We start from the raw sequence: 22,849 nt of genomic DNA, 5'->3' as shown, positions 1-22,849 counted from the left end.
TTTTTAAAATACTTGGAATTTTGGAAACGTGGCTACCGTCATGTCGAGACCGACGATAAAAATAACGCATGTAATCACTGCGATTGCAATCGACAATGCAAAGCGAGTAAAGATGCTCATGGGCTTAGGTATGCTGGCAATCAACACCGATATCATGGTGCTGAAAAATACACCGAGCATGTTGAGTAAGAATGCAAATACCACTAAGGAGGCCAGTGATGCCGCCAGGCTATCCCAATGAACTGTAATGCGTTCCCCCTTCCTGAAACACGCTGGAAGGAAAATCAAAATACCCATGAAAAAGAGCACCCAACCCAGCACGACGGGCATATAGCCAGGCCCCATTTGGCTTGCAGACCCAAAGTTATAGTCCATTCCAATCAGGGCAAATAAAATGCCCACAAAAGCAATAAATATGCCTGCCAAAATATCTCTGAAGTCTCTGTCCAGCATGAAGGTCTCCGTTTCGTAGATCGTTGTATCTTCTTATAAGAATTTTGTGACCACGTACGTAATTTCACTAGTCGGCTGGTAGGTGACAGAGGGTTAACTTTATTGATTAACGGTATTTAATGAATGGAATGAAAATGCGATATCAAGCTGCCAGCATTAAACTGATTTAATGTTTTAGCTGGAGCTGGATGGATAATTAACAAGAAATAATCTTGAGTGGAAAGTGAGGGCATTGGGGGACTTCGATCTTCGGCAGCGTTGCCTCAAACCGCTGGACAAGGCGCTCGACGCCGTTACTGTCAGAATGTCTGCTGCGCGCCTCAGTGACAAGCCCCAATGTGACCCGCGACTTCAAGACCCCATATGACTGAAGGCCCTCTTCTGCCGCCGCCTATCTGCAGACCAGGCAGGCCCGCCCGAGGGGAGCCCTTTTGGCAGCCTATTGGGTCAGTGCAAGCTGCGTACAGCCGGGTCGTGAAGGAGCCTGAGCCAATACGTCAGCTGAGAGTCGAAACGATGACCCGCTATGGCATCGTTGGGGACCGGCACGCTAGCGTGCACTCGCCCCGGCAACTGCTGATCGCTGGAAACGCTGGTTACGAGCAGTTCGGGCTGCCTGAGGCCGCCTTACGTGAGAACGTACGCATCGACTTCTCAACCGCAGAACTTCACTCAGGCGACATCCTTCGTCTTGGCTCTGAGGTGCTGTTGTGGCTGACCTTCCATTGTGAGCCCTGCTACCTGCTGGAACGCCGCCGCCCCGGCACAGTCAAGCTCATTGGGCGCAACCGAGGCATTCAGGCTCGCGTGCTGCGTGGCGGGGCTTTCGGCGTCAAGGACGAAGTCCTGCTGTCGCGCGCCTACCTGCCTGCCATGAGTGATGACTGGCAAGTGCGGGTGCGGGGCGTTGCAAGTGCAGTACCTCCCGGCCAGTACATCCACTACCGCCAGCTCGCCGAGATGGCGGGCGTGGTGACGGCTTACTGCCGGGCTTTTCCCAAAATATTGTCCAGCTTACCGACTGAAGTCTCCAGCCGGATCGTCAGCGCTGCCAGTTCGCTGCCCGGCCCGCGATGGAATGGCGCGGATTTCTTCGATGTGTCACACGACTTTGGTTGAGTCAGATCGGTCGGCGGTCCTAAACAGAATTCGCCTCCCTGCAACATCCCTTTAAAGTCCCTGGGGCTCACTTGGTCCGCAACGCCATCTCGCTCAAGCCTGCCAGACCCCAAACCCCGCCGAGCGAAGGTCGATACCGATCTCGATTTCCCGGTCGACGGCTTCCTCGTAACTCATGGGGTTGAAGCCTTCATACAGGTCAGGCAGCAGGCGCAGACCGTACTGCTGCACGAACCGGTTCGCCTGTATGCCCGACTTGTGTTTGTCAAAACGCAGATCTGGATTCAGGCCCGTCATGCCCACGTACACACAGGGTTTGCCCTCCACATAGCCCGGGTTGTTCTTGAGAAAACGCGGCTCGTAAAGCACGTCTTTGGAAAGTTCAACCACATAGACATGGTGGTGTTTTCTGCGGGCCATGGGGTGTGCGCGGCGAGTAAAGAGGGTAGGCGGCCCGCGCGCTAAAAGCCGCGAGGTAGGGCGGGCCTGGATATCGCGTTAACTGAGGCCTATGGCGCTGGGTTGACTGTCGGCGCCAGACTGCTCAAGAAATTTGCAATGAGCGCCAGTGACATCGCAGGCTAGCGCTTCAAAAAGGATAGCGCTTACTGCTCGGCAATCACATCTATGAAAACCAGTGGCACCGTGCCCGTGTTAACCAGACCGTGTGACTCATTTTTGCGCACGATGGTCACATCACCGGCTTTGACGGGGTAGTCCTTACCGTCCTTGTCGCGGAACATGCCGGTGCCAGACACGATGATGTAAGTGTCTTCGTTGCTGGTGTGTTTATGGTAGCCAATCGAGTCCCCGGGCAGCAACGTGAGCCAGCTGATTTCCTTGATGGCCTGGTCCTTGGTGGGCTGGTCGCGCGTGAACGCGTATTCACCGGACAGCGTGCCCTTGCCGCCGCCGGCCTCCTTCTTGTCCACTTTGATCAGCGTTTCTTTGGAGTACACCTCGGCCTGCGCTGCAGTGGCAGTCACCAGGGAGAAAACGGCAGCTGTTGTTAGTGCCAATACGCTGGAAATCTGCATAAGTGAAAGTCCTCGTGAGCGATGTTGAAGTTGGGGCATGGAAGCCGTTGTCTGTGTGTTCAGCCTGAGAAGGTGTGAACGAATCCCTCATGCCCGCCTTGACCGCCAAAACCCACCCGCTCTGCGTAACAAATGCTCGCCATAGCCCGAGCTATGCCTGCGCTTTGCGCCTTGATCGGGCGGCTTTTGACGGCCCTTTCGGACACGCCGGATTCATTCACACCTTCTGAGCGAGCGCACCCGCCAAGGTGATGCTAAATGGACGACTTGGCGATACGCCAGCGCGTTTACCCGCCCCCCTTTACCTTGCAATGGGCGATCAGGTAGCCCAGATGCTGAACCCCAGCGCATAAGCGATTGCTTCGGCTTGACCTGGCGTCGGTTCGGCGGTGCCTCTGCATGATTCGTGGGTCGGCTTTCGCAGCGCTTTTTTGAATCAGTATTTGATTCGCCACGCTTATTCATGCACAATAAATTCTTGTTTGTGAATGAACGTTCACATGTATGAACGATAGCTATGAGTGATGTAAAAAGTGCACGGCGCGTGCTGGACATATTGAGATTCTTTTCAGAGGAGAAGGAGCCGGCGTCCCTGGCCAGGGTGGCAGCGGCCTTGGATTTGCCGAAATCGAGTTGCCTGGCGTTGCTTGAGACGCTTGTGGTTGAAGGCTATGCCTATCAGGCAGAAGGCCGCTACTACTTGACTGGGCGATGGGCGCGTGAAGCGGAGATAGTGACGCGTCACGACCGTCTGGCTCCGCGTTGCCGCCAATTCCTACAGCACCTGAGCTCACAGCTCGATGAAACAGTGATGCTGGCGCAGCTCTCGCAACGCAAAGTGGTCTATCTAGATGTACTGGAGGCCTCGCATGTGCTGCGATTTTCTGCTTTCGTCGGGCAACGTAAGCCGGTGTATGCGTCTGCGTCGGGCAGAGCTTTGCTAGCAACGCTCTCGGATGACGAAGTGCTTCAATTTGCGCGGTCGATAGAACTTGCACCGCTCACGCCGACCACGCTCTCTACCCCAGAAGCCTTGGTTGCCGTAGTCCAGGAGGGGCGCAAGCGGGGCTGGCATCTCAACCTGGGTGAACACCAGCTGGAAACCGTTTCGATCGCGGCGCCCTTTCTTCTGGATGGTACGGCGCTCGCGTTCGTGGCTGGAGCGCCAGCAAGTCGCGCCAAAGACCGTATCAATTCGCTGGGAGAGGCGCTCAAGCGCGCAGCCGAGGAAGCTGGAGATCATCAACAACGTAAGGAGAAATGAAGCATGGCAGGTTTGTATTTCGAGGAGTTCCGCGTAGGTCACGTGGTCGAGCACGATTGGACGCGCACGGTCACGGACATGGATAACACGTTGTTTAGTTCGCTCACCATGAACGTGCAGCCTTTGCACATTGACGTGCACTTTGCGGCGAAAACCGAATTTGGCCGCCCCATAGTCAACAGCTTCTTTACCCTGGGCTTGATCGTTGGCATCTCGGTCAACGACACCACGTTGCGCACCACAGTTGCTAACCTTGGGCTGGGCGAGACGCGGTTTCCGGCGCCGGTTTTCGTCGGAGACACTATTCATGTGCGTACGGAAATCAAGTCCAAGCGTGAGAGTCGCTCACGGCCCAACGCGGGCATCGTTGAGTTTGAGCATGTCGGGCTCAATCAGGACAACGTGATCGTGTGCGTATGCCAACGCACAGCGCTTATGCACCGCAAGCTTGAAGGCGACAAGACATGAGTTCATCGCTGCTCTTTGTTCCGGGAACGGACGCCGGAAAGTTCGGCAAGGCCTTGGCTAGCAAGGCCAGTGCGCTGATTCTTGACCTGGAAGACTCCGTAAGACCCGCAGAGAAGGGGGCTGCGCGTGCGCAGGTTGCTGATTGGGTCGCACAAGCCCGCCCCGAGCAACCTCTCTGGGTTCGAGTGAATCCGGAGTCTTCGGGGCTGCTGCTGGAAGATCTGGCGGCCATTGTCAAGACGCGGCCATTTGGCATCGTATTGCCGAAGTGCTGCGGTCGCGATTCACTGCAACCCGTTGTCCACTATCTGGATGCGTTCGAGGCTGCGGCCAACATCGAACGGGGGAGTACGCGCATTCTGGCTATCGTTACGGAGACGGCCGCCTCCATGTTTCGGCTTGGCGAGTTTGCAGGCGCCACGCCGCGCCTGTGGGGTATTACCTGGGGCGCGGAGGATTTAGGGGCCGACGTGGGATCGCTGGAGAACGCCGACGATGCGGGTTACACGGAGCCCTTCCGGCTGGCTCGTTCACTGTGCCTGTTTGGCGCGGCCTCAGCTGGTGTTCATGCGATCGATACGGTCTGCGTCGCTCTGCGTGATGACGAACGCATACTGCAGGAATCGCGTTTGGCGTTCCGTGATGGCTTCACCGGCAAATTGGCCATACATCCTGCCCAGTTGAAGCCTATCCATGCAGGCTTTGTTGCCTCGGCGAAACAGCAGGACTGGGCGGCACGTGTGGTTGCTGGCTTTGAGGGCAGTCCGGCACAAGGCGCGCTTCAGCTCGATGGCAAGATGCTCGATCAACCTCACCTGAGGTTGGCACGCCGAATTCTCGGAGGTGCCTCATGACGGCCGGCGCGTTCGCAGGCGTGCGTATCCTGGATATGACGACTGTCGGGATGGGGCCCATGGCATCCCAGTTGCTGGGGGACTTTGGCGCCGAAGTGATCAAGATTGAACCGATGGAAGGCGACATATTTCGTCATGTCCAGCCTCAACGACATTTCGGTATGAGCCACGCTTATCTGAATCTGAATCGGAACAAGCGCAGCGTGCAGCTGGATATGAAGCAAAGCAGTGATCGCGAGCAGCTTGAAACGCTGATCACAGAATGTGATGTCTTCATGTCAAATATGCGAGCGCCGGCCCTGCGTCGTATTGGTCTCGATCCGACTACTCTTCTCGCACGCTATCCGCGCCTGATTCATTGCTGCTGCTACGGCTATTCTGAACGTGGTCCCTACGCGGGGCGGCCAGCCATCGACGACACCATTCAGGCCGCCAGCGGCCTGGCCTGGATACAAGGTGGGGCAGGGGAGCAAGCACCCGCCTATGTCAAATCGGTGGTTGCCGACAAGGCAGTGGGCCTGTATGTCACCAGTGCCATCGGGGCCGCGCTCTATGCACGAGAGAAGAGCGGCCTCGGACAAGCCATTGAGGTCCCGATGTTCGAGTGCATGGTGTCGTTCATGGCGGTCGAGCATCTGGCAGGGTTGACGTTCGTGCCGCCGCAGGGACAGGCTGGGTATTCACGGCTTCTGAGTGAATTCCGTCGGCCATTCCGAGCGAAGGATGGCTACCTTTGCGTCGTCCCCTACACGGACGGTCAATGGAGGCGCTTCTTTGAGTTGGTCGGGGAAGCGCATCTGGGGCAAGACGAGCGGTATTCGACGCAGGCGGCCAGGAGTCGTCACTTCCCCGAGCTGTATGCCTACGTGGAGCGCGTAGTGGAAGGCAAGACGGTCATTGAATGGTTGAGGTTGCTGGAGGATGCAGACATTCCGTTTGCCCGCGTGAACTCCTTCGATGACCTGTTGACCGATCCGCATCTGCAGGCGATCGGTTTTTGGCAAGAGAGTGATCACCCTAGCGAAGGACGCTTGCTCCAACCTGGCCTGCCGATCCATTTTTCCGCGACACCGGCAAGTGTTAGACGCCATGCACCAGGATTGGGGGAGCACTCCAAGGAGCTATTGCCATCGTCTGAGACCAAGTATTAGAGCGCTTGACTCAAGTGATGGCGTCTGCTCTCGCCGTCATTCCCGCCTGCGCGCAGGGCCGACCGTCCGGGAATGACGTTCGTTTTTCGTCAGCATACGATTCAAAAATGCTCTAGCGATTCATCACAATTCCCAGGAGACATCATGAATACAAAACAGTTTTTGGGCGTCTTATCTATCTTTGCGGCCTCCGCTTGGGCTTCCTTTGCGGCAGCGCAAACGTATCCGGAAAAGCCCATTCGATTCGTCATTGGCTTTCCGCCAGGGAGCAGCATCGATACCGTGTCACGGGTGGTTCTGGACGACATTCGTGCACGCACCGGCACATCGATAGTGGTCGAGAACAAGCCTGGCGCACTCGGCGCGTTGGGTATGGAGAATGTGATTCGCTCTGCGCCAGACGGATATACGCTCATGCCCAGCTCTAGCGCGACACATTCTTCGGGTCCGAGTTTGTCCAAGGCGCTGGAAAAAATGGACCCAGTGCATTCGCTGACCCACATCGGCCGTGTTGCCCGATTCGATATTGTGGTGGTCACTCGCGCTACTGGTCCCTATGGTACCGCGCGGGCGTTGGTCGATGCGGCCCGTGCTCGCCCCGACGCGTTAACTTTCGGCTTCGGCTCAGGAACGGGGCAAGTCAGCTCCGTGGCTTTCAGCAAGGTGACAGGCGTTCAAGTGAGGGCGATTCCGTATAAGGGACAGCCCGCCGCCGTGACCGATCTAATCGGCCAGCAGATTGATTTCGTCAGCTCCGATATCGGCGCCGTTCTACCTTTTGTGCGGCAGGGTAGCTTGAATGCAGTGGCCGTCATGGCGGAGCGGCGATCGGGCCTGCTGCCGGACGTGCCCACTATGACCGAGGCGGGGCTTCCTCCGTTGGTACTCAGCGGCTGGCTCGGAATCGATGGACCCGGCAAGTTGCCGCCGGAAGTTGTCGGATGGTGGAGTCGGCAGTTAAAGCTCAGCATGGAAAAACCGGCTGTACAGGAAAGGATGCGAACACTGGGCATGGAAGCCTGGCCGCAGGAGGCTGAGCCGTTCCGTGAGTTTGTGGAGAAAGAAAGATCCCGCTGGGCGGCGCATGTACGCGAGGCCGCTCTTCAACCGGAATGAGGACGCGGCGCCAGCCTGGGATGTGGTGTTCTTCTTGGGCTGGATCATCAGTATTTTTCAGGCGCATCGGTACTTCAATACAGCCGCGAGCCTAATTGACTCGAATGCAAGCCAGCCGCTCTGCTTGATGCCGCTGGCTTGCGTTCGCTTCGTCGTTTTCAATCCCGTTCAGTTATTCCGTCGTCTTTTTTGCAAGAAGCGGCGCCTCAGATATTGACAAGCTGATTTGCCAGTAGTACTGTTATACGTATGAGATACGTATATACGAACGAGAAGATAAAGCCACTGGGATGGCTGCTGTCGGTGTTCCCCTGCGCCTATGAAGCTGATGGGCCTTCTCACATTGAGCAAGGCGTGGCAGGGGAGAGTCGCTACCATGTCTAGGAAGGCCAAGGCATTCATCGCGGGAGCTTACGAACATCCCACCCGTCTGGCGACCGGAAAGACCCTTGCACAATTGCACGTCGAGGTCGCCATGGGTGCTCTGCGGGACGCGGGGTTGGAAAAAGCCGATATAGACGGCTACTTCTGCGCAGGCGACGCACCGGGGCTGGGCGGCTTATCCATGGCGGAGTACCTCGGCCTTAATCTGAGTCATATCGATAGCACCGAGACCGGTGGCTCCTCGTACCTGGTGCATGTCGCGCACGCCATGGATGCGATCGCGGCTGGGCGGTGCTCGGTAGCGCTCATTACCTTGGCGGGTCGCCCGCGTGCGGACGGCTTGTCTAGCGTGGGTGCCCGGAGTTACGGAGCATCTCCTGATGTGGGGTTCGAGATGCCTTACGGCCCCACGGTCGTGAGCCTCTACGCCATGGCTGCCACGCGGCACATGCACGAATTTGGTACCACGCCTGAGCAACTGGCGTGGGTGAAAGTGGCCGCCTCGCAGCACGCACAGCACAACCCGCTCGCAATGTTGCGAAACACTGTAACCGTGCGCGATGTCCTTGAATCTCCAATGGTGGCGGATCCCTTGCATCGTCTCGATTGCTGTGTCGTCAGCGATGGAGGGGGCGCGTTGGTGGTGGTAAGCCCCGAAATTGCACGAACGCTGGGAAATCGATGTGTGAAAGTGCTCGGCCAAGGGCAGACCATCAAGCATCTGAACGGCGGGAGTTTCGACTTGACCCAGACAGGGGCGGTCCAGTCCGGTCGTGACGCGTTCTCCGAAGCGGGGCTTGCACCGGCAGATATTGACTATGTGTCGATCTATGACAGCTTCACTGTCACGGTGCTGATCACACTGGAGGATCTCGGGTTTTGCGAGAAAGGCAAAGGCGGGCAGTTCGTCTCCGAGGGTAACTTGATTTCGGGCGTGGGCCGCCTTCCGTTCAATACCGATGGCGGCGGGCTTTGCAACAACCATCCTGGCAACCGCGGTGGGATGACCAAGGTGATCGAAGCTGTGCGCCAGTTGAGGGGCGAAGCGCATCCGGCGGTGCAAGTGCCTGATTGCATGCTGGCGCTGGCTCATGGGACTGGAGGAACCATTGGCACCCGGATGGGCAGTGCGACCTTGATTCTGGGGGGGAACAATGCATGAGTTCTACTGAACGCCGATATCCAGATCCGGTCGTCGATGACGAATCACGCCCGTTCTGGCAAGCCCTGGAACAAGGTGTTTTCCTGCTGAAGCGCTGCCGCTCTTGCAACCGGACGCACTACTACCCTCGTTCGATATGTCCGTACTGCGGATCCGGTGACACCGAGTGGTACAGCTCGGCCGGGCAGGGATGCATCTACTCCTATTCGATCGCGCGCCGAGAGACCGTTCCCTACGCCATTGCCTACGTCACGCTGGATGAAGGTGTGACCATCATGACCAATCTGGTGGGCGTTCCCTTCGATGAGATCCGAGTGGGCGCGCGTGTACGCCTTGACTTCGTGCGGACTGAAGGTGGCCAGCGCCTGGCAGTCTTTCAACCTGGGTGAGATGCTGCCATGAATGAATCAAGTTCCTCTGTAAAAAAGGGGCCGTTGGACGGCATGCGTGTCATCGATTTGACCACCGTCGTCCTCGGCCCGTGGGCTGGGCAGATGCTGGGAGACATGGGGGCAGACGTCATCAAGATCGAGACGCCTCAAGGAGACCTCACCCGGCAACTGGGACCTCGCCGGAACCCAGGAATGGCAGCGCTTCATCTGACCCTCAACAGGAACAAGCGCAGCGTCGTATTGAATCTGTCTGCGTCAGAAGGCATGGAGGCGCTGTTTCGCTTGCTGACGACAGCCGACGTGTTCTTGTGCAACATGCGGCCGAAGGTGGCCGCAAAGCTCGGATTGGAACCGAGCATCATCACCGAACGGTTTCCGAAGCTGATTCACTGCGTTACCTATGGCTTTCGAAAAGAGGGGCCGCTGGCCGATAAGCCCGCGTATGACGATGTGATCCAGGCCGCTTGCGGGTTGGCAGACCTTCAGGGAATGACCGCAGGTCATCCGCGCTATCTCCCGACTGTGGTGGCTGACAAGACGACAGCCTACAACGTGGTGTCTTCAGTGCTTGCGGCGCTGCTACACCGTGAGCGCACCGGCGAAGGGCAGGCCATCGAAGTGCCGATGTTCGAAAGCATGGTCGACTACGTCATGATCGAGCATCTCTACGGAGCGGCGTTCGATCCACCAATAGGCGAGATGGGTTATGCCCGAATACTGACTCCCGAACGTCGCCCCTATGCGACTCAGGACGGCTATCTTGCAGTTCTTCCCTATACGGACGACAACTGGCGAGACATTCTTCGCCTGGCCGGCCGTCAGGAACTGATGGGAGATCCGCGTATGGCGACACTGGACGCCCGCGTGCAGCATTCGTCGTGGGTATATGCGTTGCTCGCCGAGATCGTGGCCACCAAGACCACGGCCCAGTGGCAGACAGAACTGGACGCGGCCAACGTGCCGGCGATGACGGTCAGATCGAAGGAGCAATTGCTGCAAGACCCGCAACTGGACGCTTCGGGCTTCTGGCATCTGATGGAGCACCCCACCGAGGGGCGGGTTCGCGTCAGTGATCCGCCGATTCGTTTTAGCCGTTCGCCTTCTTCCGTGCGCCGGTTGGCGCCGCGACTGGGTGAGCACAGTAGGGAGATCCTGCTGGAAGCGGGCTACTCCTCTCCGGAGATTGACCGTCTCCTGGAACTTCATGTCAGCCAGGAGCCTCAGGTGCCCGCTGTCTGACGACTGCACGATCTTGAATCCATCACGAAAGGAAAAATCGAATGACTTCCAATCCGCTCACGCTGGAAGGAAAAAACATTATTGTCACTGGCGCCGCACAGGGCATCGGTGAAGCGATCGCCCGCTTGTCGGTCGCACTCGGCGCCAAGGTGACCCTGGTTGACGTGCAAACCGAGAAGCTGCAGAACCTGGCTGAAGATCTGGGTGCTGACAAGGCGCGCGCCTGTGTCGGCTCCGTGGCGGATGCCGCTTTCGTGAATGAAATGGTTCATTCGGTTCTAGAGGCGGATGGCGCCATTCATGGTTTAGTGAACAACGCCGGCATTGTGCGTGCGGCCATGATTACGTCGATGTCGACCGACACTTGGCAGCAGGTCATCGACGTGAACTTGACCGGCGTCTTCCAATGCCTGCAAGCGGTGGGCCGGCATATGGTGGAACGTCGGCGCGCTGGTGACACCAGCCCGGCGTCGATAGTGAACATCTCTTCCGATGCCGGCCGTCGCGGCACGATCGGACAGGTGAATTATGGTGCGGCCAAGGCAGGAGTTCTTGGCATCACTATGAGCGCCGCGCGCGAATGGGCGGCCCAGAGTGTGCGTGTGAATTCCATCTGCTTTGGTGTGGTGGAAACGGAAATGACTGAGACCGTCCGTTCTGACAAGTTCCGCGAACGCGTGCTGGCTCAGGTGCCCATGGGCCGTTTCACCGCGCCGGATGAAGTCGCCCCGCCTGTGTGCTTCCTGCTTTCACCGGGGGCGAGCTACATCACTGGCCAGCATCTCTCGGTCAACGGTGGCTACACCATTGGCGTGTGAAGTGTCACAGGAGATGAAGATGCCTGCGTTCCTTATGAACATTGAAGGCGGCGTGGCGACGATGCGTCTGAACCGCCCGGAAGCGAAAAATGCGCTGAACACGGAGATCTACCACGGCCTGGAAAAGGCGCTGCTGCAGATCCGCGAGGATCGCGATGTCCGCGCGGTCGTATTGACTGGCGCGGGAGGGGTTTTCTGCGCTGGCGGTGACGTCAAGGTCATTAACGCGAATGTCGATTCGGATACGCCCGAGGCGCGTCGCGACCGGCTGCGCGGCGTGCACCGCATCGTCAAGCTTCTGGCGGATCTCGACCGGCCGCTTGTGGCCGCTGTCGACGGGCCCGCCTATGGGGCCGGGTTCAGCTTTGCACTGTTTGCCGACATGGTGCTTGCGACACCTCGCGCACGGTTTTGCATGGTGTTCGCGCGCATTGGCTTCATTCCAGACTACGGCGCGCTCTATACGCTACCGCGTGTAGTGGGCCTCAATCGCGCAAAAGATTTGATGCTCAGCGGACGGGAGCTGGGTGCGCAGGAGGCCCGCGAAATGGGGATTGTGAATGAGATCGTAGATGTGGATCGCCTGGAGGATCGAACGCGCCAGGTAGCGCAGGCGCTGGCAAGCGCTTCGCCGGTGGCGTCCTCGATGACCAAGATCGCGCTCAATCGCTCGCTCTCCATGGATCTGGACACGATGCTTGAATACGAAGCTGCCCATCAGGGTATAGCGGCCGCCAGCGGCTACGCAAAGGACGCAGTCCAACGCTTCGCCGATAAGAAGCCACCGGCATTTCAATGGCCAAAGGCCTCGATTTATCAGATCTAAAGGAGACCGCGATGTTGAACTACGACATTGTCCGAAACTGGAGTTCCGGCGACGTTCGTCATAGCTACACGAAGCGTGACACGATGCTCTACGCGCTCGGCATCGGCATGGGCCAGGACCCCATGAACGAGGCAGAGCTTGCCCATGTCACGGAGTCGGAGCTGCGAGCTGTGCCCTCAATGGCCGCAGTGATCGCCACGCCGGGTTTCTGGATGCGCGACAGCCAGCCTTCCACAGGGATCGACACTGTTCGCATGGTTCATGGCGAGCAAAGCGTCGTTATCCATCGTCCACTGCCCAGCGAGGCGACCGTGAGCGGCTGCTCCAAGGTAGTCAGCGTGGTGGATAAGGGCGAAGGAAAGGGCGCTATTGTCTACGTGGAAAAACGCATCTCTGACGAGCAGGGCGAGTTGCTTGCCACCTGCCTGTCAACAGTGTTCTGCCGCGGAGATGGCGGGTTCTCTGGAGGAGCAGGAGGCGATGCTCCGCTGGAGCCTCCACCCGCCACGCCAGACCGGGTACCTGATTTCACGATCGATCTGGAAACTCGTCCCGAGACAGCGCTTATTTATCGTTTATCCGGCGATTACAACCCTCTGCATTCCGACCCGCGCGTAGCGAAGGCTGCCGGTTTTCCGAAGCCTATTCTTCATGGGCTCGGTACCTACGGAGCTGCCTGCCGCGGTCTCCTGGCAGGTTGCTTCGAACATGAATCAAACCGGATGCGCTCAATCCGCGCCCGGTTTTCTTCTCCCGTCTATCCAGGAGACAAGATCGTGCTGGACATCTGGGCTGCAGCGGCTGACATTCAATTTCGTGCTCGCGTTCCGGCACGTGATGCCACGGTACTGACTCATGGCCATGCCAAAAGAAGCGCCTGAACACGGCCGGCGAGACAGCGCCGAACACCCAATGGAATCTCTGTTGCTCAAAGGCGCGCCGGGGTCCCCCTACACACGCAAGATGTTGGCGTTGCTGCGCTTCAGGCGCATCCCGTACAGGGTGGTTGTGCCCGAATCACCGCAGCTCGCGGGACTGCCGGTGGCCAAGGTGGATTTGCAGCCCACTTTCTATCTTCCGGGACAACAGGGCGAGCTTGAGGCGGTCACAGATTCCACTCCTTTGCTGCGGCGCTTCGAAACGGAGTATGAGGGGCGGCACGCCAGGCCCGATGATGCGGTCCTGGCCTTGCTGGACAGTATTCTCGAGGACTACGCAGACGAGTGGCTGACCAAGGCCCTGTTTCATTACCGCTGGCACTTCGCCGCAGATAGAAAAAGAGCAGGCAATATTCAACCTCGTTGGCGTCGACTCACGGCCAGCGACGAGCAGATGGCACAGATATCAGCCGGGTTTATCGAAAGGCAGGTCGAGCGTTTGCGCTTTGTCGGTTCGAGTCCGTCGACAGCCGCAATCATCGAGCGTAGCTATCAGCGTTTTCTTGGGTTATTCGAAGACCGTCTTCGGAATGCTCCATTCCTGTTCGGCACTCGACCTGCGGCAGCTGACTTTGCGTTCTATGGGCAACTCTCCCAACTGGCACTGTCCGACCCGACGCCTTCCGCGTTAACTCTGGAACTCGCGCCGCGTGTCTATGCGTGGGTCGGATTGATGGATGATCTCTCCGGCTGTGAACCCCTGGAAGATGGGTGGGGAACCAGAGAGCAACTGCCATCAGCGCTCGGAGAAATTCTGAAGGAAGCAGGGCGGATCTACGTTCCCGTCATGTTGGCGAACGCGCGAGCAGTGCTGAAAAAAACATCCAGCTTTTCCCTCGATATCGAGGGTGCCTGTTGGACTCAAAACACCTTCCCCTATCAGGCCAAGTGTCTGACCTGGCTCAGGGAAGAATTCAAGGCGTTGACACCAGCCGACCAGGCGTTGACCAGGCAACTGCTTTCCGAGTTCGGCTGTGCCGCGCTCATGGATGAGCAGATCTGAAATCTGATGGAAACAGATTCATATCGGCTGAACCCGGTGCCCGGCAAGGCTGATGTTTTGCAATATCCCCAGGGTACACATCAGCTACCCGCAGAGAGGAGACTGACCATGAATGCTTTCCTGTTCCGTTTGATAGGCCGCTTCGGCATGCTCGTGGGCATGCTTTTAGGTGTCTCTGGTATCACGGGCGCTCAAATCTTGACCAAGCCGGTGAAGCTGATCGTGCCATACGCGGCTGCCGGCCCCGGCGACGCAGCGGCTCGAATACTGGCCGATGGAATCTCGCCCATCCTTGGCGTCCCGGTTGTGGTGGAAAATCGTCCTGGTGCTACGGGCAAGATTGCCGTGGACGCAGTAAAAAATGCAGAGCCGGATGGCTACACCCTCTTCGTCGGTGGATCTCCGCAGATGGTTCTTATGCCTATATTGGAGTCAGGCGCGAAGAAAAGTCCATTCGAGGAACTGCGCATGATTTCCATGTTCACCGATTACGACATCGTTTTTATGGCGGGCGAGCAAAGCGGCATCAAGACGATGAAGCAGTTGGTCGCCAAGATGCAAGTCAAGAACAACGACGTTAGCTTTGCCTCCATTGGACTACCTCACCTGACGCCGCCGGGGCTGGCGTTTCTTGTAATGGCCAAGTCGACCGGAGGAACCGCCCAGGCGATCAACTACAAAGGGCAGGCACCCGGTACGCTGGATATGCTGGCTGGGCGAATCACGTTTGCTGCCTATTCTCTGACGGGGATGCTCCAGTACTTCGAATCAGGCAAGATCGTGCCGCTGGCCGTCGCGTCGCCGCACCGCTTGAACGCATTGCCTAACGTGCCGACCATGGCCGAACTCGGTTATGCCGAGTTTGCTGCCGCGAATAACTGGCAGCCTTGGATTGCGTTGGCCGCTCCGGCAAAAACAGCTGATTCGGTCGTGAGTCTGTTGAACCGGGCGGTCGCGCAGGCGGCACAGGCGTCGGAGTTCAAAGCCAAGCTTGCGCGTTCAGGCCTGAATGCCCGCCAGATTATCCCGGCCGATCAGGGACAAGCCGCATGGCGTGAGGAGTTCGAGAAGCTTTCCAGCACACTGAAGCGCTTCGACATTCGCGCGGGGGATGAAGCCAGGTAAGGGTGAGTCACCGGCGAATGTCGCCGGTTGCCTCCGCGCGGGCATCTATCTGACTACAACTATCATTGACTGTATTGATGCAGGAGTAGTCAAATGGGAAAAAATGGGGAGGTCATGTGCTCGATTCGCGTTCGATGAACAAAGGCCCGCAATCTGTGGGGCGCGTTTTTTCGGTGCTCGAGTATCTGGTTGCCAATCCAGATGGAGCCTCGTTGTCCGAGTTGGCAACGTTCGCTGATGCACCCAAGACCAGCTTGGTCGGGCTTCTTGATGCGCTGGTTTCCGAGGGCTGCATTCGTAAGGACGATTCCAGACGGTATCTGCTGGGCCCACGCATTTTCACCTTGGCCATGCATGCGTTGGCAGGGCGGCAGTTGCCTGATCTGGCGCATCCATTCCTGGTTGAGCTGGTGGCAAGCACCGGTGAGACAGCTGTACTTGGTGTGCTGAGCGCAGATGGGCGCCACGGCGTCTACATCGACAAGGTAGAGAGTTCTCAGGATATTCGGTATGCCGTAGAGTTGGGTGTGCTGCGGGATCTGCATTCAACTGCACTGGGGAAGGTGCTGCTGGCAGGGTTCGACGAAAAACGGCTAGAGCGCTTCCTGGCGCAGACGGCATTGAAGCAGCATACGCCGGCCACCATTACTTCCGTTGATGTACTGAGGGAGCAGATTCAGAAAGTCCGCAAGGACCGGCTCGCAAGTAATTGGGGGGAGCGTGTTCGCGACGTCAACGGCCTTGCTGCTCCGGTGTTTTCGGCGGCTGGAAACATCATCGCTGGTGTATTGCTGGCCGGTCCCTCGCAACGTATAGACGAGAACCGGGCGCTCAACGAAGCCGCGCTGCGGCGGTGTGCGGCAGGAATCACCGAGATTGTTGCGGGTCGTGTCCCGGACGACTCGCGCTGACCTGGCTGGACGTCACCGCATCGCGTATCTGGCCGCATGAGGCATGGTGGAGTTGTACCCCAGCGTCCCCGGCCGATGACTCATCGCGTGAAACTGATAGCCTCTGCCGGGGAACCGTGGGATGCAGCTCTCCTCTGACGGGCTTCCTCCGCCCAGAACCAGGCTTTCAAACATTTCCCCCGATGGGCACCTTCACCGTCCAACTTGAACCCGTCTCGATGCATGACGCAGAAGACCTTGCCTGGCGTTCGGGATCAAGCGGCCTGGACGTTGCCGGCCATGATGAGGTGCGTCAAATCATCCGCCGTTAAATCGCCCAACGGCCGGTCGACAAACTTGCGGCCTGCACCCATGATCACCACGCGGTCAGCCAAGGCCACCACGTCGCGCATGTTGTGGCTGATCAGCAGCACGGTGCGGCCATCTGCTTTCAGTTTGCGAATCAGGTCCAAAACCAGTGCGGTTTCCTTGACGCCCAGCGCCGCAGTGGGCTCATCCATGATGATGATTTCGGCGTTCCATCGCAGGGCGCGCGCAATCGCCACGGCCTGGCGTTGGCCACCAGAGAATCTTTCAACCGGGCGCGTCATGTCGGTCACGCCTGCCGACAGCCCGGACAAGTAGCGCTGTGACTCGGAGATCATCTTGGCCTTGTCGAGAACGCGCAGAAAAGGCAAACCGAAGGACTTGGTCAGCTCCGAGCCCATGAACACATTGGCTGCGATGGACAGGCGGGGAGCCAGTGCGAGATCCTGGTAGATCGTGGCCACACCCTTTTCCAGCGCGTCATGCGGAGACCGGAACCTGACGGTCTGACCGCGCAAGCTCATGGAGCCCGATGTGGCTTCTTCGGCGCCAGAGATGACCTTGATCAGGCTGGATTTGCCAGCCCCGTTGTCACCGCAAAGAGCGACCACCTCACCCGGATAAATGTCGAGGTCAACCTCACGCACGGCCACGACCGCGCCGTAGCTCTTGCCGATACCGCGCAGCGAGAGTAGGGGAGTGGGAGCGTTCATGGCTGTTCGTGTGATCTCAGGAGATTACTTTTTGGTCAGGAATTGCTGGACGTTGCTCTTGTCGACCAGCACAGCGTCAAGGAAGAGGTAAGGTCCAGAGGTGATGGTCGTCTGTGGCTGCTTCTTCACTACGATGGTGTCGATGGCGTCCACAGCCTTTTGGCCCATTTGCTCGAAAGGCACAGACACGGTGGCCACCAGGGAAGAGGCGGGGTCTGCTATACGGCGATAGGTTTCAGGACCACCATCTATGGATACCAGTGGAATGGCGCCTTTCTTGACGCCTTGCGCTTTCAGCAGATCGTCGATCACGTAGGCTTGGCCGTCAAAGGAAGCCCAGATGCCCTGCACTTTGCCTTGGTTCTTCAGCAGCAGCGCCTGCATGCCGTTGCGCACATCGTCGCGCCAGCTTTGGGTGCGTGACATCGAGAACTTGCCGATTTCTTTCACGGCCTTGTTCTCGGAAAGCACGTCGTCCAGGATCTTGCCGCGAATGCGGGTGGCGAGGTTGAGGTCGAAGCGGGCGGTCAGGATGTCGCCTCTGTAATTCATCAAGCCCATCAGGTACAGCGCGGCATCAGCACCGATCTTGTATTCGTTGGTCTGAATGTCAAACAGCGTATAGGGGCTGGTGCCGGACATGATGGTGATCACGGGAATGCCCGCGGCTTTGGCAGCTTTGAATTGAGCATCGGCTTCCACAGGTTTGCCCATGGCCACGATGATGGCGCCCACCTTTTTGGAAATCAACGCATCAAACTGTTCAGCGTGCTTGGGCAAAGCGCCTTCGGAATTGAGCAGTGTGACACCCCACCCTTTGGCCTTTGCGGCTTGGGCAGCGGCGTTGGCTGCCCGGGCATGGGTTTCAGAAGCAAACTGAAAACCAACGATGCCGACTTCAAAAGCTTGCGCTGCCGGAATGAACGCCACGGTGGCGGCAAGCGCCAAAAGCATCTTCTTCAAACTCTTCATCTCATCACTCCTTGGGTAATCTTTTGCTTGACGATGAACGCGGTGTCTAGACCTTGAATGCAGCTTTCTTCAGCACACTGGCTGAGAATGCCACGGAACCAATGATGATCGCGCCCAGCATGATGTCCTGAATGTAGTAGGGCGCGCCCAGCAGAACCAAGCCATTGCCAAGTACTTTCAGCACCAGGGCCGCGAACACGGTGCCTGCGATATTGGGCTTGCCTGGCTCAAACATGGTCATGCCCAGCAGCACGGCGGCGATGGCATACAGAAAATAGTCTCCGGCCATACCGGGGGCTGCTGAAGACAGGTTCGCGGCCAGCAGCATGGCGGTAACGCCAGCCAACGCACCTGAGAGCAACAGACCGATGCGTTTCATGCGAGCGGTGCGAATGCCAGAAAGGCGCGCGGCCTCTTCGGCCTCGCCGGTAGCGACCATGTGAGCGCCTGTACGCGTCCACTTGACGAGGTACCAGGCAAAGGCTGTGACCGCGATCAGCCAGACAATGAGATGGGGAATACCGCCGGTTTTGCCACGGGCCAGCCCGGTAAAAGCTTCGGGCCAGCTACCCACAAAGGCGACCCCCTCCGTGATCAGAAAGCTCAGACCCTTGGCAATGGCCGCAGTGCCCAGGGTCATGATGAGCGAGGGCACGTGCAGCCGGGTCACTCCAAAGCCGTTGAAAACGCCCAGCGCTGTACCCACCCCCAGAGCGGCCAATGCGGCCAGCGCTGGGTGGTATTCCTGCTGGATAAGAAAGCCGCAAACCACGGCAGCCAGGCTTGCAACTTCAGCGATGGACAGGTCAAGCTCGGCAATCGTGAGCGCCAGCGCAAACCCCATGGACAGAATGGCCAGGGTGCTGGTGTCCTTCAGAATATTGATGAGGTTGCTGCCGCTCGCAAAATTGGGGGCAAAGATGGCAAAAAAGAGAATCAGCAAAAGGCCGGCTATAGCCGTGCCGTAGCGGCTAATCAACTCTTGCCGTTGGAGGTTTCCCATGCTTTGGTTGTTCTTTGCGAAAGTGGAGAGGCGCACCTGAATGTTGAGCCCAAGATGGGCGCAACTCAGCTCACATCTGATCTATTTGATACCCACAGAGCGGTCAATGATAACTGTTGCAGATGGGGCCGTTTTACCGCCCAGGCAGAGCGTCTGTATCAGTTGACAGCGCCACCAGGCCAGCCGAGATAGGTGCCAAAGCCGCCTCACTTCGCTTGAATAATTGGAATAGCGCGTCATAGGCCTCTCGGCGCGCGAGGCGCGGCTCATACCGGGTGGCGACCGTGGCCAACTGGTCTTGCGCCGCAGCCAGCGATGGAAAAATTCCTGTGCCAGTCCAGGCGATGATGGCCGCGCCCAGCAGGCCAGACTCCTTGGCGTGGCCCACCACCACAGGGCGGTTGCAGATGTCGGCTTTGATCTGAGCCCATACCGGGTTGCTCGAAGCACCCCCGCCCAACCGGATTTCACCGACGGGCTGACCAAGCGATGTCTCTGCCCGTTCCAGCACGATCCGATTGAGAAAAGCCACGCCTTCCAGCACCGCGTAGGCCAGGTCGGTAGATGTGTGTTGTCTCTCCAGGCCGATGAAGGCGCCGCGCAGATGAGGGTTCCAGTAGGGCACCCGCTCCCCTTGCAGATAGGGCAAGAACAAGGCCGGCTGAGGATGACGGGGCAGGGTAGTCAAGTGCTCAATCCCCTGCGCCACGCCGCCAAAGCCACGTTCCGCACCGCCCAGCACGCTCATCAGCCACGCAGCCGTGTCAGCACCGTTCTGGCTGGGCCCACCCAGTTGCCAAAGCCCGCACCAATCGACACTCATGAGTCCCTCAGCCGTGGCGGCAGTGGGGCCTACCACGCCCAGCACCTCTGTCGTTCCAGAGATGTTGTACGCATAGCCCGCTCGCATGGCACCCAGACCTGTCACGCCGGCCCAGGTATCATTGGAGGCACAAAACACCGGCACGCCTTGCAACCGGCCTAGGGCGCCGGGCAGGCCCGGTTGAACCGCTGCAACCTGGGCGCAAGGGTCAAGCGTGTTGGGAATGACGGTGGGCTCAATCCCGACCACCTGGAAGGGGCTTGCACCGCCTGCAGGCTCTATGCAAGCACTAAGGCGCGCCATCGAGACTGGATCGCTCGCTCGCTGCCCCGTTAAGCGGAAGTTAAGCCAATCCTTGGGCTCCAGTACGCCATCGAGAGCCCTGAAATGATGTGGCTCTTGCTCTGCCACCCAAGCCAGACGAGCGAGCGGGTGAAACGCGTTGATATGTTCGGCTTCGGGGTGATGGACCAGTTGCGCCTTGAGGCGTGTGGCCACAGCCCCGGCGCGGGTATCTTTCCAGGAAATGGCCGGCCGAATGGCTTGCCCTGCCGAGTTGAGCAGCACCTGGGTCCGTGTGAACCCGCAAATCGCAATGCCCTCAATGCGGTCAAAAAGAGCGGGTTCTGTGCGGGCTAGCCGGTCAGCGGCCTCCACCAGGTTGGTCCACCAGATTTCGGCATCAAATTCGGAACACCCCTGAGGGTCCACCGGGATGGAGCCCGCAATGACGGCCTCTGCGTGTGTGTTGCCTTGCGCATCGACGAGCGCCGCGCGAAAACTGGTGCCGCCCAGATCGCACGCCAGGACCACTTTCATGCCCATGGTTTTTGAGTCATTGTGAGAAGCAGATTCCGACGGTCGCAGAAGTGGCAGGAAAAACTCAACATCATGAAGCAGGCCGTGTCTAAGCAGTTTAGGGCGAGGGAACTCACCCGGTCTCGTATTTTCGTTGATGCCTGGGCTGAAGGTACGGCGGCAAACCAATTCCAACGCACTTATGCCTGATGTGAACGATTCGTTTCTTACGCGTGGTGAAGATCGTGATCATCAGGTGCCTGTATGTGTTTGCTGTGGTCTATGCCTCAGTCCGCCTTCGACGTCTCGGGGCGCTGTTCTTGAAGCATCTGTGATTGTGTACTTTGTATCGAAATATAAGTATTATTTCCGTCCGAGCGTCCGCGGCAGCGCAGCGCCCATACCTGGAGGGATTTCATGAGTTGGATGAAGATATTTCGCGTGCGTCAGTTACGCTGGGCATTGGTGGCCGCACTTTCTTGTGGGTTATTGCCAGCTTGGGCGGCTATCAATGTCGTCGCACATTACAAGCTCGGTGAAGCTGACAGCGGTGCGGCCAACAATGCCGTGATAGCGTCTGGCACAACCCCCACGGTTGGCGCAACGACTCTTCCCGTGATTGGCACCCCACGCTATTCGATAGCCGGGTCGCCGCAGCCCCGTCCGTCGCGGCTCAGCGTGCAATTCAATGGCAGCACCGATGGGTTTCGCACGCCAGCCGTCATCTCGACCGCCACGGACAACTTCGGGGTAGAGGCATGGGTTCGCGCAACTTCTACGGCGGGCAGCAGCCAAGTGGCTTACAACGGCAATTCCTCGACCAGCGGTTGGGGCATTTTCCGCGATGGTGACCGTTGGGGCTTTCTGTACGGCGGTCAGACATTGGAGTTGACGGCCAATTCCAGCGTCGATTTGAATACCTGGACTCACCTCGCCCTGGTAGTGAGTGGCGGTACCTCGACACTGTACAAAAATGGCGCGGTCGTTCATACCTACCTTGGAGCGCCGACCGCTTTGCCAGAAGATGCGTTCGCCATAGGCATTGGTGCTCCTGCGAATGGGGAGTTCTTCAGTGGCAATATCGACGAAGTCCGCGTGTTCACCTTCGCCGAGGGGGAATTCACGCCGTCCGACTTGCTGACTGGTTTGGCCTACACCGATCCGGTAGTTGCACCTGCAGCGGTGCCGGTCAACGCGCCGGTTTGGTTGCTCGCCATGGCGCTGGCATTGTTCGCCGTCGGTGCCGCCGCCGTTCGCTCCCGTCGCTAAGGCTGACCTCGCTTCCTGCGCTGTCCCTTGGACAGCCATGGGAGCGCTTGCGCAGTGCCTGCGTCCACTCCAGGCATAGTCCAAGCGGCAAATCTGGCGGCGCGCCCGACTGAGTTGCGCCATTTGCCTGTACCCTTGGGTAGATGACATCTGATACCCAAGAGCCTATTCAAGAAGCACGCCTGTGGAGCGACGAGCACTGGACCGCCCGCGTCATCAAGAACGACGACGATGACGGATGGGCAGTGGCCATGTACCTGGACGGCGAAGCCGAACCCGCATTGGTAGGGCCCTGGACCATGGGCCGCGACAAGAAAAACCCCAAGCCCCTGGACAAGTCAGCGTTCGACACCTTGGTGAAGACTGCCAAGGAAGTGATTCGCCGTTCCGAGCAGCATCTGCACGCGCAGTTGAACAAGAACGTTAGCGTCACCGTGGAGGGCCGGCGCATTCGGGTGGCCATGGCCATCGTGCCGGACGAGGAAGGCGCCACCGCCACGCTGTGCGCGCAGGACGAATTCGGCGACGAACTGGCCAGTGTGCCTGTGCCACCCACCTTTAAACTGAACGTAGACAGCGCTCTGGCCTGGATCGCCGCCGGCTACGAGAAGCCCCCGCGCTGATCTGGTTTTCTCAAATGCAGACGGTCTGGATGCGCGTGGCTCAAGTGATTGGACAGCCGTGCGCTTGGGTGAGTGTCTAGCC

The 22,849-nt window shown here is 58.4% G+C and carries 24 protein-coding genes; 17 read left to right on the top strand and 7 right to left on the bottom strand.

Annotated elements, in window-relative coordinates; translation table 11 throughout:
* Positions 1-3: 3 nt before the first annotated feature.
* Complete coding sequence (locus ABIE13_RS06620) at positions 4-453, bottom strand: tripartite tricarboxylate transporter TctB family protein (RefSeq protein WP_354442227.1); 450 nt, start codon at positions 451-453, stop codon at positions 4-6.
* A gap of 516 nt (positions 454-969) precedes the next feature.
* On the opposite strand from ABIE13_RS06620, the gene ABIE13_RS06615 reads away from it, so the two are divergent.
* A complete protein-coding gene (locus tag ABIE13_RS06615; protein ID WP_354442225.1) occupies positions 970-1,572 on the top strand; it encodes an MOSC domain-containing protein in 603 nt (200 codons plus the stop codon).
* Positions 1,573-1,665: 93 nt separating this feature from the next.
* Here the strand turns inward: ABIE13_RS06615 and ABIE13_RS06610 are convergent, their stop codons facing one another.
* Positions 1,666-1,992 carry a hypothetical protein gene (locus ABIE13_RS06610; protein WP_354442223.1) on the bottom strand — a complete coding sequence of 109 codons (327 nt, stop codon included), beginning with the start codon at positions 1,990-1,992 and terminating at the stop codon, positions 1,666-1,668.
* 185 nt (positions 1,993-2,177) lie between these two features.
* Entirely contained in the window at positions 2,178-2,609 is a 432-nt protein-coding gene (locus tag ABIE13_RS06605; RefSeq protein ID WP_354442221.1) for a cupin domain-containing protein, read from the bottom strand.
* Between the two features lie 517 nt (positions 2,610-3,126).
* On the opposite strand from ABIE13_RS06605, the gene ABIE13_RS06600 reads away from it, so the two are divergent.
* The 14 genes from ABIE13_RS06600 (at position 3,127) to ABIE13_RS06535 (ending at position 16,260) form a co-directional block, all read left to right on the top strand.
* The gene (locus ABIE13_RS06600) at positions 3,127-3,873 is read left to right on the top strand and encodes an IclR family transcriptional regulator (protein WP_354442219.1); all 747 of its coding nucleotides are present in this window, start codon (positions 3,127-3,129) and stop codon (positions 3,871-3,873) included.
* Between the two features lie 3 nt (positions 3,874-3,876).
* Positions 3,877-4,341 (top strand): MaoC family dehydratase, encoded by a 465-nt coding sequence (locus ABIE13_RS06595; RefSeq protein WP_354442217.1) that lies wholly within the window; start codon positions 3,877-3,879, stop codon positions 4,339-4,341.
* Complete coding sequence (locus tag ABIE13_RS06590; RefSeq protein WP_354442215.1) at positions 4,338-5,195, top strand: HpcH/HpaI aldolase/citrate lyase family protein; 858 nt, start codon at positions 4,338-4,340, stop codon at positions 5,193-5,195. Before ABIE13_RS06595 ends, ABIE13_RS06590 begins: the two co-directional genes overlap by 4 nt.
* Positions 5,192-6,346, top strand: coding sequence for a CaiB/BaiF CoA transferase family protein (locus tag ABIE13_RS06585; RefSeq protein WP_354442213.1), 1,155 nt, complete (start codon positions 5,192-5,194; stop codon positions 6,344-6,346). The genes ABIE13_RS06590 and ABIE13_RS06585 overlap by 4 nt, the downstream gene beginning before the upstream one ends.
* 144 nt (positions 6,347-6,490) lie before the next feature.
* On the top strand, positions 6,491-7,462 hold the full coding sequence (locus ABIE13_RS06580) for a Bug family tripartite tricarboxylate transporter substrate binding protein (protein WP_354442211.1): 972 nt from the start codon (positions 6,491-6,493) through the stop codon (positions 7,460-7,462).
* Positions 7,463-7,838: 376 nt separating this feature from the next.
* The gene (locus ABIE13_RS06575; RefSeq protein WP_354442208.1) at positions 7,839-9,008 is read left to right on the top strand and encodes a thiolase domain-containing protein; all 1,170 of its coding nucleotides are present in this window, start codon (positions 7,839-7,841) and stop codon (positions 9,006-9,008) included.
* Positions 9,005-9,397: a Zn-ribbon domain-containing OB-fold protein gene (locus ABIE13_RS06570; protein WP_354442206.1), complete on the top strand. Its 393-nt coding sequence runs from the start codon at positions 9,005-9,007 to the stop codon at positions 9,395-9,397. The genes ABIE13_RS06575 and ABIE13_RS06570 overlap by 4 nt, the downstream gene beginning before the upstream one ends.
* Before the next feature lie 9 nt (positions 9,398-9,406).
* A complete protein-coding gene (locus ABIE13_RS06565; RefSeq protein ID WP_354442204.1) occupies positions 9,407-10,639 on the top strand; it encodes a CaiB/BaiF CoA transferase family protein in 1,233 nt (410 codons plus the stop codon).
* 41 nt (positions 10,640-10,680) lie between these two features.
* Positions 10,681-11,457 carry an SDR family NAD(P)-dependent oxidoreductase gene (locus ABIE13_RS06560; protein WP_354442202.1) on the top strand — a complete coding sequence of 259 codons (777 nt, stop codon included), beginning with the start codon at positions 10,681-10,683 and terminating at the stop codon, positions 11,455-11,457.
* Between the two features lie 19 nt (positions 11,458-11,476).
* The gene (locus tag ABIE13_RS06555) at positions 11,477-12,283 is read left to right on the top strand and encodes an enoyl-CoA hydratase/isomerase family protein (RefSeq protein ID WP_354442200.1); all 807 of its coding nucleotides are present in this window, start codon (positions 11,477-11,479) and stop codon (positions 12,281-12,283) included.
* 11 nt (positions 12,284-12,294) lie between these two features.
* Positions 12,295-13,164 (top strand): MaoC/PaaZ C-terminal domain-containing protein, encoded by an 870-nt coding sequence (locus ABIE13_RS06550; protein ID WP_354442198.1) that lies wholly within the window; start codon positions 12,295-12,297, stop codon positions 13,162-13,164.
* Positions 13,139-14,224, top strand: coding sequence for a glutathione S-transferase N-terminal domain-containing protein (locus tag ABIE13_RS06545; RefSeq protein ID WP_354442196.1), 1,086 nt, complete (start codon positions 13,139-13,141; stop codon positions 14,222-14,224). The genes ABIE13_RS06550 and ABIE13_RS06545 overlap by 26 nt, the downstream gene beginning before the upstream one ends.
* A gap of 108 nt (positions 14,225-14,332) precedes the next feature.
* Positions 14,333-15,349 carry a tripartite tricarboxylate transporter substrate binding protein gene (locus ABIE13_RS06540; RefSeq protein ID WP_354442194.1) on the top strand — a complete coding sequence of 339 codons (1,017 nt, stop codon included), beginning with the start codon at positions 14,333-14,335 and terminating at the stop codon, positions 15,347-15,349.
* A 134-nt stretch (positions 15,350-15,483) separates the two neighbouring features.
* On the top strand, positions 15,484-16,260 hold the full coding sequence (locus ABIE13_RS06535) for an IclR family transcriptional regulator (RefSeq protein WP_354442192.1): 777 nt from the start codon (positions 15,484-15,486) through the stop codon (positions 16,258-16,260).
* A gap of 254 nt (positions 16,261-16,514) precedes the next feature.
* Here ABIE13_RS06535 and ABIE13_RS06530 read toward each other — a convergent pair whose 3' ends face one another.
* From ABIE13_RS06530 to ABIE13_RS06515, 4 genes are all read right to left on the bottom strand, one after another.
* The gene (locus ABIE13_RS06530) at positions 16,515-17,279 is read right to left on the bottom strand and encodes an ATP-binding cassette domain-containing protein (RefSeq protein ID WP_354442190.1); all 765 of its coding nucleotides are present in this window, start codon (positions 17,277-17,279) and stop codon (positions 16,515-16,517) included.
* 24 nt (positions 17,280-17,303) lie between these two features.
* Positions 17,304-18,251, bottom strand: coding sequence for a sugar ABC transporter substrate-binding protein (locus ABIE13_RS06525; protein WP_354442188.1), 948 nt, complete (start codon positions 18,249-18,251; stop codon positions 17,304-17,306).
* A gap of 46 nt (positions 18,252-18,297) precedes the next feature.
* On the bottom strand, positions 18,298-19,254 hold the full coding sequence (locus ABIE13_RS06520) for an ABC transporter permease (RefSeq protein WP_354442187.1): 957 nt from the start codon (positions 19,252-19,254) through the stop codon (positions 18,298-18,300).
* A gap of 133 nt (positions 19,255-19,387) precedes the next feature.
* A complete protein-coding gene (locus ABIE13_RS06515) occupies positions 19,388-20,902 on the bottom strand; it encodes a xylulokinase (RefSeq protein WP_354442186.1) in 1,515 nt (504 codons plus the stop codon).
* 390 nt (positions 20,903-21,292) lie between these two features.
* On the opposite strand from ABIE13_RS06515, the gene ABIE13_RS06510 reads away from it, so the two are divergent.
* Positions 21,293-22,144 carry a LamG domain-containing protein gene (locus ABIE13_RS06510; protein ID WP_354442184.1) on the top strand — a complete coding sequence of 284 codons (852 nt, stop codon included), beginning with the start codon at positions 21,293-21,295 and terminating at the stop codon, positions 22,142-22,144.
* A gap of 143 nt (positions 22,145-22,287) precedes the next feature.
* The gene (locus ABIE13_RS06505; protein ID WP_354442182.1) at positions 22,288-22,767 is read left to right on the top strand and encodes a hypothetical protein; all 480 of its coding nucleotides are present in this window, start codon (positions 22,288-22,290) and stop codon (positions 22,765-22,767) included.
* Positions 22,768-22,849: the final 82 nt, after the last annotated feature.

Origin of the sequence: Ottowia thiooxydans (assembly GCF_040548795.1) — a bacterium.
Taxonomy (GTDB): domain Bacteria; phylum Pseudomonadota; class Gammaproteobacteria; order Burkholderiales; family Burkholderiaceae_C; genus Ottowia; species Ottowia thiooxydans_A.
This window is presented reverse-complemented; position numbering and strand designations above follow the sequence as displayed.

Bases quoted from the DNA above. Each gene is read 5' to 3' on its own strand.
- ABIE13_RS06600 (WP_354442219.1), top strand. From the start codon at position 3,127: ATGAGTGATGTAAAAAGTGCACGGCGCGTGCTGGACATATTGAGATTC.
- ABIE13_RS06505 (WP_354442182.1), top strand. From the start codon at position 22,288: ATGACATCTGATACCCAAGAGCCTATTCAAGAAGCACGCCTGTGGAGC.
- ABIE13_RS06565 (WP_354442204.1), top strand. From the start codon at position 9,407: ATGAATGAATCAAGTTCCTCTGTAAAAAAGGGGCCGTTGGACGGCATG.
- ABIE13_RS06580 (WP_354442211.1), top strand. From the start codon at position 6,491: ATGAATACAAAACAGTTTTTGGGCGTCTTATCTATCTTTGCGGCCTCC.
- ABIE13_RS06540 (WP_354442194.1), top strand. From the start codon at position 14,333: ATGAATGCTTTCCTGTTCCGTTTGATAGGCCGCTTCGGCATGCTCGTG.
- ABIE13_RS06560 (WP_354442202.1), top strand. From the start codon at position 10,681: ATGACTTCCAATCCGCTCACGCTGGAAGGAAAAAACATTATTGTCACT.
- ABIE13_RS06620 (WP_354442227.1), bottom strand. From the start codon at position 453: ATGCTGGACAGAGACTTCAGAGATATTTTGGCAGGCATATTTATTGCT.
- ABIE13_RS06605 (WP_354442221.1), bottom strand. From the start codon at position 2,609: ATGCAGATTTCCAGCGTATTGGCACTAACAACAGCTGCCGTTTTCTCC.
- ABIE13_RS06615 (WP_354442225.1), top strand. From the start codon at position 970: ATGACCCGCTATGGCATCGTTGGGGACCGGCACGCTAGCGTGCACTCG.
- ABIE13_RS06590 (WP_354442215.1), top strand. From the start codon at position 4,338: ATGAGTTCATCGCTGCTCTTTGTTCCGGGAACGGACGCCGGAAAGTTC.
- ABIE13_RS06525 (WP_354442188.1), bottom strand. From the start codon at position 18,251: ATGAAGAGTTTGAAGAAGATGCTTTTGGCGCTTGCCGCCACCGTGGCG.
- ABIE13_RS06530 (WP_354442190.1), bottom strand. From the start codon at position 17,279: ATGAACGCTCCCACTCCCCTACTCTCGCTGCGCGGTATCGGCAAGAGC.
- ABIE13_RS06595 (WP_354442217.1), top strand. From the start codon at position 3,877: ATGGCAGGTTTGTATTTCGAGGAGTTCCGCGTAGGTCACGTGGTCGAG.
- ABIE13_RS06610 (WP_354442223.1), bottom strand. From the start codon at position 1,992: ATGGCCCGCAGAAAACACCACCATGTCTATGTGGTTGAACTTTCCAAA.
- ABIE13_RS06510 (WP_354442184.1), top strand. From the start codon at position 21,293: ATGAGTTGGATGAAGATATTTCGCGTGCGTCAGTTACGCTGGGCATTG.
- ABIE13_RS06545 (WP_354442196.1), top strand. From the start codon at position 13,139: ATGGCCATGCCAAAAGAAGCGCCTGAACACGGCCGGCGAGACAGCGCC.
- ABIE13_RS06550 (WP_354442198.1), top strand. From the start codon at position 12,295: ATGTTGAACTACGACATTGTCCGAAACTGGAGTTCCGGCGACGTTCGT.
- ABIE13_RS06520 (WP_354442187.1), bottom strand. From the start codon at position 19,254: ATGGGAAACCTCCAACGGCAAGAGTTGATTAGCCGCTACGGCACGGCT.
- ABIE13_RS06515 (WP_354442186.1), bottom strand. From the start codon at position 20,902: ATGGGCATGAAAGTGGTCCTGGCGTGCGATCTGGGCGGCACCAGTTTT.
- ABIE13_RS06555 (WP_354442200.1), top strand. From the start codon at position 11,477: ATGCCTGCGTTCCTTATGAACATTGAAGGCGGCGTGGCGACGATGCGT.
- ABIE13_RS06575 (WP_354442208.1), top strand. From the start codon at position 7,839: ATGTCTAGGAAGGCCAAGGCATTCATCGCGGGAGCTTACGAACATCCC.
- ABIE13_RS06585 (WP_354442213.1), top strand. From the start codon at position 5,192: ATGACGGCCGGCGCGTTCGCAGGCGTGCGTATCCTGGATATGACGACT.
- ABIE13_RS06570 (WP_354442206.1), top strand. From the start codon at position 9,005: ATGAGTTCTACTGAACGCCGATATCCAGATCCGGTCGTCGATGACGAA.
- ABIE13_RS06535 (WP_354442192.1), top strand. From the start codon at position 15,484: ATGAACAAAGGCCCGCAATCTGTGGGGCGCGTTTTTTCGGTGCTCGAG.